This window comes from Streptomyces sp. V4I2, assembly GCF_030817655.1.
GTDB classification, from domain to species: Bacteria; Actinomycetota; Actinomycetes; order Streptomycetales; family Streptomycetaceae; genus Streptomyces; species Streptomyces plumbiresistens.
The window spans coordinates 9,602,638-9,615,636 of the sequence record NZ_JAUSZM010000003.1 but is presented as its reverse complement, the minus strand read 5'-3'; the positions used below and the strand labels follow the sequence as shown (position 1 = coordinate 9,615,636).

At 70.6% G+C, this 12,999-nt stretch carries 12 protein-coding genes and 1 pseudogene; 6 read left to right on the top strand and 7 right to left on the bottom strand.

All coding sequences use genetic code 11. The annotated features are described in order from the left end of the window. Positions 1-447 precede the first annotated feature (447 nt). Positions 448-1,329, top strand: a complete 882-nt coding sequence (locus QFZ76_RS44890) for a Gfo/Idh/MocA family protein (RefSeq protein ID WP_307679098.1) — start codon at positions 448-450, stop codon at positions 1,327-1,329. 24 nt (positions 1,330-1,353) lie between these two features. Here the strand turns inward: QFZ76_RS44890 and QFZ76_RS44885 are convergent, their stop codons facing one another. Together QFZ76_RS44885 and QFZ76_RS44880 are read right to left on the bottom strand one after the other, a co-directional pair. After that, entirely contained in the window at positions 1,354-1,686 is a 333-nt protein-coding gene (locus QFZ76_RS44885) for a hypothetical protein (protein WP_307679097.1), read from the bottom strand. Between the two features lie 103 nt (positions 1,687-1,789). Beyond that, positions 1,790-2,686, bottom strand: coding sequence for a GNAT family N-acetyltransferase (locus QFZ76_RS44880; RefSeq protein ID WP_307679096.1), 897 nt, complete (start codon positions 2,684-2,686; stop codon positions 1,790-1,792). Positions 2,687-2,946: 260 nt separating this feature from the next. Here QFZ76_RS44880 and QFZ76_RS44875 point away from each other — a divergent pair, with 260 nt between their 5' ends. Continuing rightward, positions 2,947-4,056: a PP2C family protein-serine/threonine phosphatase gene (locus QFZ76_RS44875; RefSeq protein ID WP_307679095.1), complete on the top strand. Its 1,110-nt coding sequence runs from the start codon at positions 2,947-2,949 to the stop codon at positions 4,054-4,056. Between the two features lie 18 nt (positions 4,057-4,074). Here the strand turns inward: QFZ76_RS44875 and QFZ76_RS44870 are convergent. Next, a pseudogene (locus QFZ76_RS44870) lies at positions 4,075-4,901 on the bottom strand (MMPL family transporter); the annotation flags it as partial. A 220-nt stretch (positions 4,902-5,121) separates the two neighbouring features. Here QFZ76_RS44870 and QFZ76_RS44865 point away from each other — a divergent pair. After that, positions 5,122-5,328, top strand: a complete 207-nt coding sequence (locus QFZ76_RS44865; protein WP_053748300.1) for a hypothetical protein — start codon at positions 5,122-5,124, stop codon at positions 5,326-5,328. A gap of 209 nt (positions 5,329-5,537) precedes the next feature. Further along, the gene (gene sthA, locus QFZ76_RS44860; RefSeq protein WP_307679094.1) at positions 5,538-6,941 is read left to right on the top strand and encodes a Si-specific NAD(P)(+) transhydrogenase; all 1,404 of its coding nucleotides are present in this window, start codon (positions 5,538-5,540) and stop codon (positions 6,939-6,941) included. A 9-nt stretch (positions 6,942-6,950) separates the two neighbouring features. Here sthA and QFZ76_RS44855 read toward each other — a convergent pair whose 3' ends face one another. Then, positions 6,951-7,499, bottom strand: coding sequence for a DUF5709 domain-containing protein (locus QFZ76_RS44855; protein WP_307679092.1), 549 nt, complete (start codon positions 7,497-7,499; stop codon positions 6,951-6,953). Positions 7,500-7,847: 348 nt separating this feature from the next. Here QFZ76_RS44855 and QFZ76_RS44850 point away from each other — a divergent pair, with 348 nt between their 5' ends. Both QFZ76_RS44850 and QFZ76_RS44845 read left to right on the top strand, forming a co-directional pair. After that, positions 7,848-9,320 carry an APC family permease gene (locus tag QFZ76_RS44850; protein WP_307679090.1) on the top strand — a complete coding sequence of 491 codons (1,473 nt, stop codon included), beginning with the start codon at positions 7,848-7,850 and terminating at the stop codon, positions 9,318-9,320. An 11-nt stretch (positions 9,321-9,331) separates the two neighbouring features. Further along, the gene (locus QFZ76_RS44845; protein ID WP_307679088.1) at positions 9,332-10,291 is read left to right on the top strand and encodes a hypothetical protein; all 960 of its coding nucleotides are present in this window, start codon (positions 9,332-9,334) and stop codon (positions 10,289-10,291) included. Positions 10,292-10,368: 77 nt separating this feature from the next. Here the strand turns inward: QFZ76_RS44845 and QFZ76_RS44840 are convergent, their stop codons facing one another. From QFZ76_RS44840 to prcB, 3 genes are all read right to left on the bottom strand, one after another. Further along, positions 10,369-10,644: a DUF6355 family natural product biosynthesis protein gene (locus tag QFZ76_RS44840; RefSeq protein WP_373464571.1), complete on the bottom strand. Its 276-nt coding sequence runs from the start codon at positions 10,642-10,644 to the stop codon at positions 10,369-10,371. A 123-nt stretch (positions 10,645-10,767) separates the two neighbouring features. Continuing rightward, positions 10,768-11,943 carry a HoxN/HupN/NixA family nickel/cobalt transporter gene (locus QFZ76_RS44835; RefSeq protein ID WP_307679086.1) on the bottom strand — a complete coding sequence of 392 codons (1,176 nt, stop codon included), beginning with the start codon at positions 11,941-11,943 and terminating at the stop codon, positions 10,768-10,770. Between the two features lie 141 nt (positions 11,944-12,084). Then, positions 12,085-12,939 carry a proteasome subunit beta gene (gene prcB / locus QFZ76_RS44830; RefSeq protein ID WP_307679085.1) on the bottom strand — a complete coding sequence of 285 codons (855 nt, stop codon included), beginning with the start codon at positions 12,937-12,939 and terminating at the stop codon, positions 12,085-12,087. Between the last annotated feature and the right edge of the window lie 60 nt (positions 12,940-12,999).

Sequence of the window (12,999 nt, the reverse complement as noted above, 5' to 3'; positions counted from 1 at the left end):
CCCTGCTCGACTCCGACGCACACGGCGCCGGCCGCGCGAGGCGCGCGACCGGCTCGGGGCCGCACTCCCTCGCGACGGCACTCAGCCGTAATGAGAGGCGAAGCCGCAGGTCCGAACGGATGGACGGCTTGTGCCGGTGCCCAGCGTTCCCGGCTGGGTCCTGTGCACCGACACAATGCCGTCGGCGCCGTCAGGGGCCGTGCGGGCAGTTGCCGCGCGGGGGGGGGCACAGGAACTGCTCCATGGATTCCCGCCCGAAACCTGTGCCGCGTAGCGGCACAGCGACGGACGATATGTCACCGGTGTCGTGACCCGCCGCATCCCACCGGCGGGGCAAGGGGCTTGGGGGGCTTGTGCGTCCGACGGGCCCGTGTGACACGCTCACCCCGACCGGTCGGACCTCCGGCACGGTCGTGAACAGGTCGTACGGCATGGAGAGGCGACGGCATGCGCATCGGACTGCTCGGCACCGGTCCCTGGGCCCGGATGGCCCACGCCCCCGCCCTCGGCGGACACGAAGGACTGGACTTCGCCGGGGTGTGGGGCCGTCGTCCGGAGGCGGCCAAGGAGTTGGCCGACCTGTACGGCACGCGTGCCTACGACGATGTCGACGCGCTGTTCGCCGACGTGGACGCGGTGGCCGTGGCCCTGCCCCCGGCCGTGCAGGCGCCGCTCGCGGTGCGGGCGGCGCGGGCGGGGTGCCATCTGCTGCTGGACAAGCCCCTTGCCGCGACCGTGGAGGACGGGCGGGCCGTCGTCGAGGCCGTCGAGGCGGCCGGTGTCGCCTCGGTCGTCTTCTTCACCGCGCGCTTCCAGTCCGAGACCGAGACGTGGATCGCCGAACAGGCGGGCGCACAGGGCTGGTTCACCGGGCGCGCCGAGTGGCTGGGCTCGGTGTTCACCGATGACAGCCCCTTCGCCGACTCGCCGTGGCGGCAGGAGAAGGGCGCCCTGTGGGACGTGGGCCCGCATGCACTGTCCGTACTGCTGCCGGTACTCGGCGACGTGCGGCGAGTGGCGGCGGCCGCGCACGGGCCGCGCGACACCGTGCACCTGGTCCTCGACCACGCGGGCGGCGCGTCGAGCACGCTGACGCTGAGCCTCACGGCCCCGTCCGCGGCGGCGGGAGTCACCGTGGAGCTGAGGGGCGAGACGGGGGTGACGCTCCTTCCGGAGAGCTCCGAGGAGGTCCTCACCGCCTTCTCCCGGGCCGCGGACGCCCTGCTCGACGCCGCCCGCACGGGCCGCCCGCACCCCTGCGACGCCGTTTTCGGACTGCGGGTCACCGAGATCCTCGCGGCGGCCGAAGGCATGCTGGACGCCGGTTGACCCACAGCCGCAAGGTGCCTGCGCTCACTCCTCGTCGGCGAACGGCTCGTCGCTCCACCGGAACCATGCCCGGTCGCCCTCGATGTGCAGCAGGAACTCGGGCACGGGGCCGTCCGGTGAGGACAGCGACACACGGCCCCGGATCTCGTCGTGGACCGTCTCCCATTCCTTCCAGTGGTCCTCGTCGTCCCGTTCGGCCAGGGCGAGTTCGCGGCCGAACAGCTCCTGGACCGCGCCGTAGGCCGGACCGGCCGTGAACCGGCCCCCGAGCCAGGGAAAGTCGACGTCGTCGATGAGGATCTCCCCGACCGCCTCGCCGCCGCTGCGCACCCGCCAGACCTCACCGTCGAACCCCACCGCGCCTCCGTCGCCCGCCGCCGATCCACCCGACGATCAGCATGCCACCCGGCACTGACACCCGGCCGAAGCCGCCTGCCGGTGCCGGGAGGCCTCGATCACCTCAGACGCTGCGCGGAGCCTGGAAGTTGATGCGCTCCCGCACCACGGGGAAGCCCGCCTTGGTGAAGTTGGCGGCCATCGGGAAGTTGCCCTGGTCCGTGGCGGCCGAGACGGACTCCGCGCCCTGCTCGACCAGCAAGTGGGTGCACTCCGCCAACAGGTCGTAGGCGTAGCCCCGTCCTCGCTGCTCCGGGAGGACCCCGATGAAGCCGATGCAGGGGCCCGACGGGTTGTGCACCGGGATGTGGATGCCGACCGGGTCTCCCTGCGGGGTGTGGGCGACCTGCCACCACTCCCTCGGCGACGGGCACCAGTGGAAGAAGTCGAGTTCCTCCCGGGCCGCCTGCTCGACTCCGCCCTCCTCGATGGCCCGCAGGGCGTGCGCGTCCAGGGTGACGGAGTGGATGCGGCGCAGGGCGTCGAGGAAGACCTCGTCGTCCGGTTCGGGGCCGAAGACCAGACGGCCGGGCCGTTCGGGCAGACCGCGCTCCGGTGTCCAGCGGTACAGGAAGCGTTCCACCAGGAGCTCGTAGCCGGCCTTGCGGGCGGCGGTGAAGCGGGTTTCGGCGGCGGCGCGCAGGGCGGGGTCCTCGCGCCAGCCGCCGGGCAGGTTCAGTTCGAGTTCGACCTGCCAGGGAGCGGTGCGCAGGAGTTCGGCGCCGGCCTCCTCCTCGCCCTCGGCCACGTCGAACCAGTTGACGTTGACGGGTTCGGTGTCGTCGGGGCCGCCCCACCAGGCGCCGCGAGCCACGACTTGGCCGTCGCGCAGGGCGATCCGCTTCCAGTCGGGGCGGTGCCGGGTGAGCCGGTGTCCTTCGCGTGCGCCGAGCGGGTCGGGCAGGGCGTCGAAGAGGTGGGTGTCACGCTCGTCGAGCGCGCGGATGACCATGTCGGTCATGGGTGTGTCCTCCGGGATGCGTGCTGTGTGAAGCGCTCCCGATCAGGCGAAGCACGCCGGGGCAACAGAGAGGGAGCGCTGGATGGTTGTGGACTGCACGGCACTCGCCTCCTTCCGTCGGTCTCGGGGCGTGGCGCCTCACGCTACACCGATTGAGCGGTCCTCAAGGCCGAATTAGAACGGCCGACCCTCACCCCGTTCCAGCAGGGTCCCTCGGCCCCCGCATGCGGTGCGGGGGCCGAGGGAGCAGCGTAGGGGGTGTGAGCACAGTGCGCGGCCGGTGGTCGCGCCCCGACCGGGACCGGCGTGGCTGGCTGCGGGGCGCGCCTCCGCCGCGCTGGGTGCGGGTGCTGCCGGCCGCTCTGCTGGCGGCGGTGTGCGGGGCGACGCTGGTCAGCTCCGAACCGCTCGACATCGGGTTCGTGCTGGGGGCCATCCCGCCGCTGGCCGTCCTGTCGTACGGGCCTGCGGCGACGGCGGTGCTCGGCGGTCTGGTGGTGGCGGTGCTGTTCGTCCCGGCCTTCCACCTGAACGATCCCGGCAGCACCGATCTGCTCACCGTCTGCTTCGTGGCGGTACTGAGCGTGTTCGTGTCGTTCGTGCGCAGCCGCCGGGACGCCCAGCTGGTCACCGAGCGGGCCGTGGCGCAGGCCGCGCAGCATGCCGTGATGTCGCCGCTGCCGCCGAACGTGGGGCCCGTGCGGTGTGCGGGGCTGTACCGGGCGGCGCAGCGCGGGACGCTGGTCGGCGGTGACTTCTTCGACGTACGCGACGGGCCTTTCGGGGTCCGGGCGGTCATGGGCGACGTGCAGGGGCACGGACTGTCGGCCGTCGCGACGGTCGCCTCGCTGCTGGGCGCGTTCCGGGAAGCGGTCCTCGACCAGCCGGACCCGGAGTCGGTGGCGGCCCGGCTGGACCGCAGGCTGGTGCTGGACTCGGCCGGTGTGCCGAACTCGGAGCTGTTCGCCACGGCCGTGCTGCTGGAGTTCGCGGCGGACGGGCGGGCGGTGCGGATCGTGGCGTGCGGGCATCCCGCCCCCTTGCTGCTGCGGGGCGGACGGGTCGTCGAGCTGGAGGTCCCGGCCGGCAGCCCGCTCGGTCTGGGGCTGTCCGACGCCGTGCCCCCCGTCGGCCGCACGGTGCCCCTGCGACCCGGGGACCGGCTCTTCCTCGCCTCCGACGGGGTCAGTGAGGCCAGGGACGCGGCCGGTGTCTTCTACCCGCTCACCGAGCGGCTCACGGGCTTCACCGAGGACGCCCCGGACGCCCTGGCGGGGCACGTGTGGGCGGACCTCACCCGCTACAGCAGCGCCCTCCACGACGACGTCACAATGCTCGTCCTGGCGCCCGGTCCGCAGGAGCGTCCCTGACACCCGGGGCCCCTGATGCTCCCCCTCGGTGTCGATGCGCGGGAGGATCCGGTCGAGCGGGCGGGGTGTCCCCCAGGCGTGCCGTCCCAGCAGGGTCAGCACCGCGGGGACCATCAGCAGGCGTACGACGGTGGCGTCGATGAGCACGCTCACCGCCAGGCCCAGCCCCAGCATCTTCACCAGGATGTTGTCGCTGACGATGAAGGCCGCGAAGACACTCACCATGATCAGCGCGGCGCAGGAGATGACCCGCGCGGTGATCTCCAGCGCGTGGGCGGCCGAGGCCCTGGCGTCACCAGTGCGCAGCCATGCCTCGTGGACGCGGGAGAGCAGGAAGATCTCGTGGTCCATGCTGAGCCCGAAGATGATCGCGAACATCATCATCGGTACGTCGAGGGCTGGACGTCGAACCGGACGGTGATGTACGCCGTCTTCCCGTCCGAGGAGAGCGGGCCGACGCTCGACGACGAACCGGACAGCGGGTTCTGGACGGCGAGGACGTGCGGCAGCTTCTGCAGGTCGCCGACGGTCGTCGACATCTGCGAGCTCAGCGAGGTCAGGGTTTTCTGCCCGTCGTGCAGGACGATCTGGCTGCCGTAGCCGCCCGTCGTCGGGTCGTGCTGCTTCAGCACGTCGAGGCCCTGCTCGGACTGCACGCCGGGGAGGGAGAAGTCGTCGGAGTAGGTGCCGCCGTGGGAACGGTTCAAAGCCTGCAGGGCCACCAGGGCCACGATCCAGGCCACGATGACGATCACGAAGTGGCGTGCGCACCCCTCCCCCAGCCGCCTCAGTACCCCCGGAGTGGCGGTTTCCCCTCCCTCTTCACCGGTATGCGGAGGTGACATGGCCCTGTTCTTCCCGGTCGGTCGAGTCGCCCGATACCCCCATTGGAAGCCCTGGTGATCGTTCGGGCATCCCGGGCCGGGCGGGGTGGCAGCCCGGTCTTCCGGGACGGCTCCGCGGTCCCTCGGGATGCAGGGTGCGTCCAGGCGATGAATGGTGATATCGGGACCGGTTGAGGGAAACCGGGACCGAGGAACGATCCGGATCCGAGGAGCAGACATCATGCCGACGTCACAACCCGACGCGACCGGGCCGTCCGAGGACCGTGCCACCCCGGACGCCCTGCTCCACGCCCGCACCGGCACGGACGTGTCACCCGAGGACGTGGTCCTCGCCTCGGGCAAGGACCTCACCCCGCGCAACCTGGAATGGGCCCGGCGCAAGCTGGAGGCGGAGGGCCCGGCCGCGCTGGACAAGCTGCTGCCCTAGCGGGCACGCGGCACCGGACGCCCGTGGGGGCGAGTCGTCGTACGGTCGGCCGCCCCGCGGTGATCACCACCGCAGTGATCACAACCGCGGTGATCACAACCGCCGCCGTTCTGCCAGGAGTTCCCCCGCGCCTCCGTGGTCCCCCGCGTGGCAGGGCAGTTGACCGTTCGCCCTTACGAAGCGGGCACCGGGACTGACACACTCCGGAGGTGCCCGACTTCGACATGCTTGTCATCGGATCAGGTCCCGGCGGCCAGAAGGCCGCCATCGCCGCGGCCAAGCTGGGCCGCCGGGTCGCCGTCGTCGACCGCCCCGACATGGTCGGCGGGGTCTCCATCCACACCGGCACCATCCCCTCCAAGACCCTGCGCGAGGCGGTGCTGTACCTCACCGGTCTCACCCAGCGCGATCTGTACGGCCAGAGCTACCGGCTGAAGGAGGACATCACCGTCGGTGACCTGACCGCCCGCACCCAGCACGTGGTCAGCCGCGAGGTGGACGTCATCCGCAGTCAGCTGTCACGCAACCACATCGCGCTCCATGCCGGCACCGCCCGTTTCGTCGACGCCCACACCGTCGCCCTGCGCGAGACCACCGGCCATGAACGGCTGATCAGCGCCGAGCACTTCGTGATCGCCACCGGCACCCGTCCCGCGCGGCCGGACAGCGTCGAGTTCGACGGACGGACGATCATGGATTCGGACAACGTGTTCGCCCTGGAACGGGTGCCGCGTTCCATGGTCATCGTCGGTGCCGGTGTCATCGGCATGGAGTACGCGTCCATGTTCGCGGCGCTCGGCAGCAAGATCACCGTCGTCGAGAAGCGTGCCGGGATGCTCGACATGTGCGACGTCGAGGTGATCGAGTCGCTCAAGTACCACCTGCGGGACCTGGCGGTGACGTTCCGTTTCGGGGAGACGGTGGCCGCCGTCGAGCGCCACCCGAGGGGCACGCTCACCATCCTGGAGAGCGGCAAGAAGATCCCGGCCGACGCGGTGATGTACTCGGCGGGCCGGCAGGGCCTCACCGACGAGCTGGACCTCGACAAGGCGGGGCTGTCGGCGGACCCGCGGGGCCGGATCACGGTGGACGAGCACTACCGCACCGAGGTGCCGCACATCTATGCCGTCGGTGACGTCATCGGTTTCCCCGCGCTGGCGGCGACCTCGATGGAGCAGGGCCGGGCCGCCGCTTACCACGCGTGCGGGGAGCCCGTCGCCCGGATGCACAACCTCCAGCCGATCGGCATCTACACCATCCCCGAGATCAGTTTCGTGGGCCGGACGGAGGACCAACTCACCGAGGACCGGGTGCCGTTCGAGGTCGGCATCTCCCGCTACCGGGAACTGGCCCGCGGTCAGATCATGGGCGACTCGCACGGCATGCTGAAGCTGCTGGTCTCCCCCGAGGACCGCACCCTGCTCGGGGTGCACTGCTTCGGCACCGGCGCCACCGAGCTCATTCACATCGGACAGTCCGTGATGGGCTGCGGCGGCACCGTCGACTACCTGGTCGACGCCGTGTTCAACTACCCGACCCTCGCGGAGTCCTACAAGGTCGCCGCCCTGGACGCCACCAACAAGCTCCGCCTCATCGACCGGATCGGGGACTGAGCGTCCCGCTCAGCTCTCCTCGTCGTACGGAAGTTCGTCCGGGAGTTCGTCCGGGAGTTCGTCCTGTGGTCCGTCGGGAAGGATCGTGTCGTCCTCGATGACATGGACGGCGGCCTCCTCCGCGCCGGCGGCTCCCGCGTCGATGCCCACGTCGGAGGCGACGGCCTCCTTCGTGGTGTCGGTGTGGGCGCCCTCGTCGGGGGCGACGAGGCGGCCGGCGCGCTCGGTGCCCGCCTCGGGGTCGACCGGTTCGCCGTCCCCGTCGGGGGCGTCGCCGATGCCGTCACCGACGGTCCCGGGGGCGTCGGGGACCTCCTGGGCCAGACGCTGGTCGAGGGTCTCCCCGTCGTGCTGTTCGGCGGCGGTGGTGCCGTGCTTGGTGACGCCGAGCGGCTTCTCGGGCGGCGAGTAGCCCTCGGCGAGGGTCTCGTCGTACGTCCGCTCGTCGACGGCGTCCTGCAGGTCGAGCGGGGCCGCGTCCTCCTGCTCCTCGTTGGTTCCGGTGGGCTGGTACGCGTCGTCCGCCATCGATTCGGGGTTCGACCGCTCCGTGTCCATCGTCGCCTCCTCGCGCGTCGCACTCGTCTGTCTCGGGTGTCCTGAACCGCGTTTCCCGGTACGGGATCTCCAACCTCAAAACAGCTGTGGGAGTGGGGCCTTCGAGTGCCCGGGGAGGTTACTTCCGGGTCAATCTTGAAAGGTCAACGAGTGCCGCTATCATCACACGCACACACGGTGTGACCGTCTGTCTACGCAGCGATTGCGCGGCATCCGCCACCCCTCCTTCTCGTCACCGCCCTTGACCCGAGGCCATCCCTCCGTCGTCCGGGGCGCAGCAACCCCCCACCCCTCTTTACGCCGCCTGGGCCTGCCCTCGCGTCGTGCACGACGGAAAGCAGCGCAACCATGAGCAATGTCAGGGGCAGAGGGCTGCAGGCCGATGCCCTCGGTACGTTCGACACGGTGGTGATGGCCGTCGCGGGCAGCGCCCCGGCGTACTCGCTGGCCGCGACGACCGCGGTCCTGGTCTCCGCGGTGGGCCTGGCGAGCCCCGCGGCCCTGCTGTACTGCGCGATCCCCATGCTCGGCATCGCGCTGGCGTTCAGCTATCTCGGCCGGATCGACGTGAACGCGGGCGCCAGTTACTCGTGGGTGGCACGTACGCTCCATCCCTTTCTCGGGTTCGTCAGCGGCTGGGCGCTGGTCGTCTCGGCGACCATCTTCATGGTTGCGGGTTCGCTGCCCGCCGGGTCGATGACGCTCGCCCTCTTCGACGAGAACCTCGCGGACGACACCGCGCTGTCCACGGTGGTCGGCGCGGCCTGGTTCCTGGCCATGCTGTGCGTCGTCCTCGGCGGGGCCCGGCTCACCGTCCGGGCACAACTCGTCATGTCCGGGGTGGAGCTGGCCATTCTGGCCGTGTTCGCGGTCCTCGCCCTCTTCCACACCGACGGCGCCCGTGCCTTCGACTGGTCGTGGCTCGGCTTCGGTCACTTCGACGGCATGACGGGCTTCGCGTCCGGCGCGCTCATCGCCGCGTTCTACTACTGGGGCTGGGACGTCACCAGCAACCTGAGTGAGGAGACCCGCAACAGCCGTCATACGACGGGACTCGCCGGCCTCGTCGGCATCGGCATCGTCTTCCTGCTGTTCGAGGCGTTCACCATCGCGGTGAACGTGATCCTCTCCTCGCGGCAGATCGAGGAGAACGACGCCAACGTGCTGGCCGTGCTCGGTGAGGAGGTCTGGCCGGGCTGGGGCGGCAAGCTGCTGATCGTGGCGGTGATGCTGTCCACCATCGCCACCCTGGAGACCACGCTGATCCAGGTCACGCGCTCGCTGTTCGCGATGGGCCGCGACCGTACGATGCCGTCCGCGCTCGGCCGGGTCCACCCCCGTTGGAACACGCCCTGGGTGGCCATCCTGGTCGTCGGCACGGTGGCGCTGGTCATGCTGATCGCCTCCAACGCCCTGGGCACGGTCGGCGACATCCTCTCCGACGCCATCTCGGCGATCGGACTGCAGATCGCCGTGTACTACGGGCTGGCCGGGCTCGCGGTGGTCGTCGCCTACCGCAAGACGCTGCTGAAGTCGGCGGCGCACTTCGTCTTCGGCGGCCTGTGGCCGCTGCTGGGCGCCCTGTTCATGTTCTGGGTGTTCGTCGAGTCGCTGAGCGGACTGAGCACCGCGGCGGTCGCGATCGGCATCGGCGGACTGGCCGTCGGCCTGATCCCGATGCTCTGGTACTGGCGGCAGGGCAGCGACTACTACCGGCCCGCGAAGCTCGACGCCACCCGGACCGTCGAGTCGGACTACGTCCCCGACGACCGCGTCGGCGCACACTCCCCTGTCCACGAGGGTCTGCCCACCGACTTCTGAGGGAGACCCCGATGACGCGACACCGCTTCGCTCCGCGTTTCGACCCCGACTGCGGGGACACGGCCCTCAGCTCGACCCGGCACGACATCGTCATCGGCCGCTGGCAGGGACTGCGCGAACTCCTGCGCGCCACCGGCCCCCACTGGCTCGCCCGCGGCCATCGCGTCCGGCTGCTCGCCCAGGCCTGCACGAGCAGTTCCACCGCCGAGACCTGGCTCGCGGCCGAGCCGCACGGCGCCGACGCGCTGGTGCTGTACGCGGCGACCGAGACGGCCCGGGCGTTCAACCTGGCCATCGCCGCGGGCCGGGGCGTGCCGATCGACCGGCGCCGCGTCGACAGCGCGGTCATGGCGTGTCTGCGGGCGGCGGAGGCGTATCCCGACGATCCCACGCCGTGGACCTCGCTGATCTCCGTGGCGCGGCTGTACCCGTCGGGGGTGCGCCGGCAGGAACTGGGGCGCTGGTGGGACGAGTTGCACGGGCGGGACCAGTACAGCGTGGAGGGCCACCTCCAGGTGCTGCACTACTACTCGGCCCGCTGGCACGGCTCCCACGGCCTGATGTACGACTTCGCCCGCGACGCGGCGGGCGTGGCGCCGCCCGGCTGCGCACTGCCGGTGCTGGTGCAGTACGCGCGAGTCGAGGAGTACCGGCAACACCTGGACGCAGCACAGGACAGCCGGGCGTCCATGGGCCTCGGCCAGCACTGGAACAACGACGGCGCGGCCAGCGACGTACGGCGCACCTGGCAGCGCTGGATCATGGGCCGGACCGAGAGCGCGGTGGAGCCGGGAGAGCTGCGTGACGTCAACTACCTGGCCCACGGGGCCTGTTCCGCGGGACTCCAGGATGTCGCCGCGTCGCTGCTGCGGATGCTGGGGCAGCGTGCCACGCGTACGCCGTGGTCGTACACCGGGGATCCGGAGAAGCAACTCGTCAAGTGGCACAAGGAGTTCAGGCCGGGTTCGTGAGTGGGCGGGGAAAACACGGAGTGCTCCGTACCGCCCGGCCGGGCGGTACGGAGCACTGCCGAGAAGGAGGTCGCTCGTCAGCAGGTGCGGCCGACGTAGTGGGCACCGGTGATCTTGCTCGCGGAACCCAGCCAGGACTTGCCGGGGCCGACACAGCGCTCGTAGTCGGGTGCCAGGGCGACCTCCACCTTGATGACGACCTGTGAACCGTCGGACGTGCAGTGGTTGTAGAAGGCGTCCGAGCCGGTCTCGTAGAACCCGCAGGGGTCGGCCGCCGCGGGGGTCGCGGTGGTGGTCACCGCGCCCATGGAGGTGAGGACGAGGGCGGCGGAACCAAGGGCGCTGGTCACCATACGACGAACACGCAAGGGAATCTCCCAGGTCGGTGGAGGGTTGGACTGCCGCTCCAGGATTACCGGTACGCCCCAGCGGTTGATCGTTTGCCGTGGTCGTTCACCCGGCGAATCGTTCTGTCGCTACTCCACTGGAGTGAACACGGAGGGTTCCTCCGCCCCGGCCAGGCCCGCCGTCCACTTCTCCTCGATGCGGCCCACCTTCCACACCACCAGGGCGACGATCCACGTGGCGGCGAACAGGCCGACGACGACGAAGCCGAGGACGTTCAGGTCGAGGCCGGCGATCCAGTTCCAGAAGGCGCCGTGCAGGTGGAGCTGCTCCGCGAGGAGGCCGAGGAGTTCGACGGTGCCGATGAGGAGGGCCACGGCGACGGACAGGCCGGTGATGGTGAGGTTGTAGTAGACCTTGCGGACCGGTTGGGAGAAGGCCCAGCCGTAGGCGAAGTTCATGAAGGTGCCGTCGATCGTGTCGAGGAGGGACATGCCGGCGGCGAACAGCACGGGCAGGCACAGGATCGCGTACCAGGGCAGGCCGGAGGCGGCGCCGGAGCCGGCCAGGACGAGCAGGGCGATCTCGGTGGCGGTGTCGAAGCCGAGGCCGAAGAGCAGGCCGAGCGGGTACATCTGGCCAGGCTTGGTGATCGACTTCATGACGCGGCCGAGGAGGCGGTTCATGAGGCCCCGGTTGTTCAGCTGCTCCTCGAGGGCGGCCTCGTCGTAGTGGCCCGAGCGCATCCGGCGGAACACCTTCCAGATGCCGGCGAGGATGACCAGGTTGATCGTCGCGATGACGTAGAGGAAGGTCCCGGAGACGGTCGTACCGATCAGGCCGGTGACGTCGTGGAGCCGGGAGTCGTCGTCGCGGACCGGTCCGGCGAGGGTCTTCACACCGAGCGAGAGCAGCAACGCGAGGACGAAGACGACGCTGGAGTGGCCGAGCGAGAACCAGAAGCCGACCGACAGCGGCCGCTGTCCCTCGCCCATCAGCTTGCGGGTGGTGTTGTCGATCGCCGCGATGTGGTCGGCGTCGAAGGCGTGCCGCATGCCGAGCGTGTACGCCGTCACGCCGATGCCGATGCCGAAGGACTTCTCGCCGATGCCGTAGTGGTGCGGCGCGACGATCACGACCAGCGTGAACCAGCCGATCACATGCAGGGCCACGACCACGGCGGCCATCCCGCCCACCCTGATCCACTCCTGCCGCGTCATGGAGCCGCGGACGCGGTGCCGGGCCGGGCCCCTCGCGGGGGCGGTGGCGGGGAGGAGGGGCGGAGTGGAGTCAGGGGCGGCCGTCATCGGGGGGAGGATCTTTCTTTCCGTCGTACGGCCGCGTCGAGCAGCCTCGTGCCATCCTCCGGCAACTGCAAGTCATGTGCAGTAAAGCCCGTGACAGGTCTTCCCCACGAGTGGGGAAAGCCCCCTGTCAGAGGGCCGCGGTCACGCAGTCGCGTTGGGTCCGTCCGGCCGGCCGCGGCGTTGTTCGACCATCTCGCGGCTCAGTTCCTCGGTCTCCGGTTCGGTCAGCCGCTCGAAGCCGTCCTCGGTGATGACCGACACGATCGGGAAGATCCGGCGGTTGATGTCGGGACCACCGGTCGCGGAGTCGTCGTCGGCCGCGTCCCACAGCGCCTGCAGCGCGGCCAGGGCGGCCTCGCGCCGGTCCATGCCCCGGTGGAACATCTTCTTCAACGCGCCCCGGGCGTACGGCGACCCGGATCCCTCGGCGTGGAAGTCGGTCTTCTCGTACAGTCCCCCGGCCAGGTCGAAGCTGAAGATGCGGCCCCGCTCGCCCTCGGGGGCCAAGGGGTCGTAGCCGGTGAGGAGCGGGACGACGGCGAGGCCCTGCATGGCCTGGCCGAGGTTCTGCCGGATCATGCCGGCCAGCCGGCGTGCCTTCGCGTTGAGGGTCATCGCCGTGCCCTCGATCTTCTCGAAGTGCGTCAGCTCGACCTGGTAGAGCTTCACCATGTCCACCGCGAGTCCGACGGTGCCGGCGAAGGCGACCGCCGAGTAGTCGTCGGCGGGGTGCACCTTCTCCAGGTCGCGCTGGGCGATGAGGTTGCCCATGGTGGCCCTGCGGTCGCCGGCGAGCAGCACGCCGTCGCGGAAGGTGAGGGCGAGCACCGTGGTGCCGTGCGGGACCTGGTCGGGTGCGGCGATCACGCCGTCCGGCAGGACGCGGCGGGTGCTGAGGAGTTCCGGGCGGTGCGCGGCCAGGAACTCGGTGAAGGACGACGATCCCGGGGTGAAGAACTCCTCCTCCAGCCGTCCGCCGTTCTCGTTCCACGTCATCGCGTTCCCCCTCGCCTCCGGCCCGACAACCGGACTCCTACCAGAACCTGGCGGCGGGGA

Excerpts from the sequence above, each read along its gene's own strand:
- QFZ76_RS44890 (WP_307679098.1), top strand. The coding sequence starts at position 448 with ATGCGCATCGGACTGCTCGGCACCGGTCCCTGGGCCCGGATGGCCCAC.
- QFZ76_RS44880 (WP_307679096.1), bottom strand. The coding sequence starts at position 2,686 with ATGACCGACATGGTCATCCGCGCGCTCGACGAGCGTGACACCCACCTC.
- QFZ76_RS44865 (WP_053748300.1), top strand. The coding sequence starts at position 5,122 with ATGCCGACGTCACAACCCGACGCGACCGGGCCGTCCGAGGACCGTGCC.
- QFZ76_RS44855 (WP_307679092.1), bottom strand. The coding sequence starts at position 7,499 with ATGGACACGGAGCGGTCGAACCCCGAATCGATGGCGGACGACGCGTAC.
- QFZ76_RS44850 (WP_307679090.1), top strand. The coding sequence starts at position 7,848 with ATGAGCAATGTCAGGGGCAGAGGGCTGCAGGCCGATGCCCTCGGTACG.
- QFZ76_RS44845 (WP_307679088.1), top strand. The coding sequence starts at position 9,332 with ATGACGCGACACCGCTTCGCTCCGCGTTTCGACCCCGACTGCGGGGAC.
- QFZ76_RS44840 (WP_373464571.1), bottom strand. The coding sequence starts at position 10,644 with ATGGTGACCAGCGCCCTTGGTTCCGCCGCCCTCGTCCTCACCTCCATG.
- QFZ76_RS44835 (WP_307679086.1), bottom strand. The coding sequence starts at position 11,943 with ATGACGGCCGCCCCTGACTCCACTCCGCCCCTCCTCCCCGCCACCGCC.
- prcB (WP_307679085.1), bottom strand. The coding sequence starts at position 12,939 with ATGACGTGGAACGAGAACGGCGGACGGCTGGAGGAGGAGTTCTTCACC.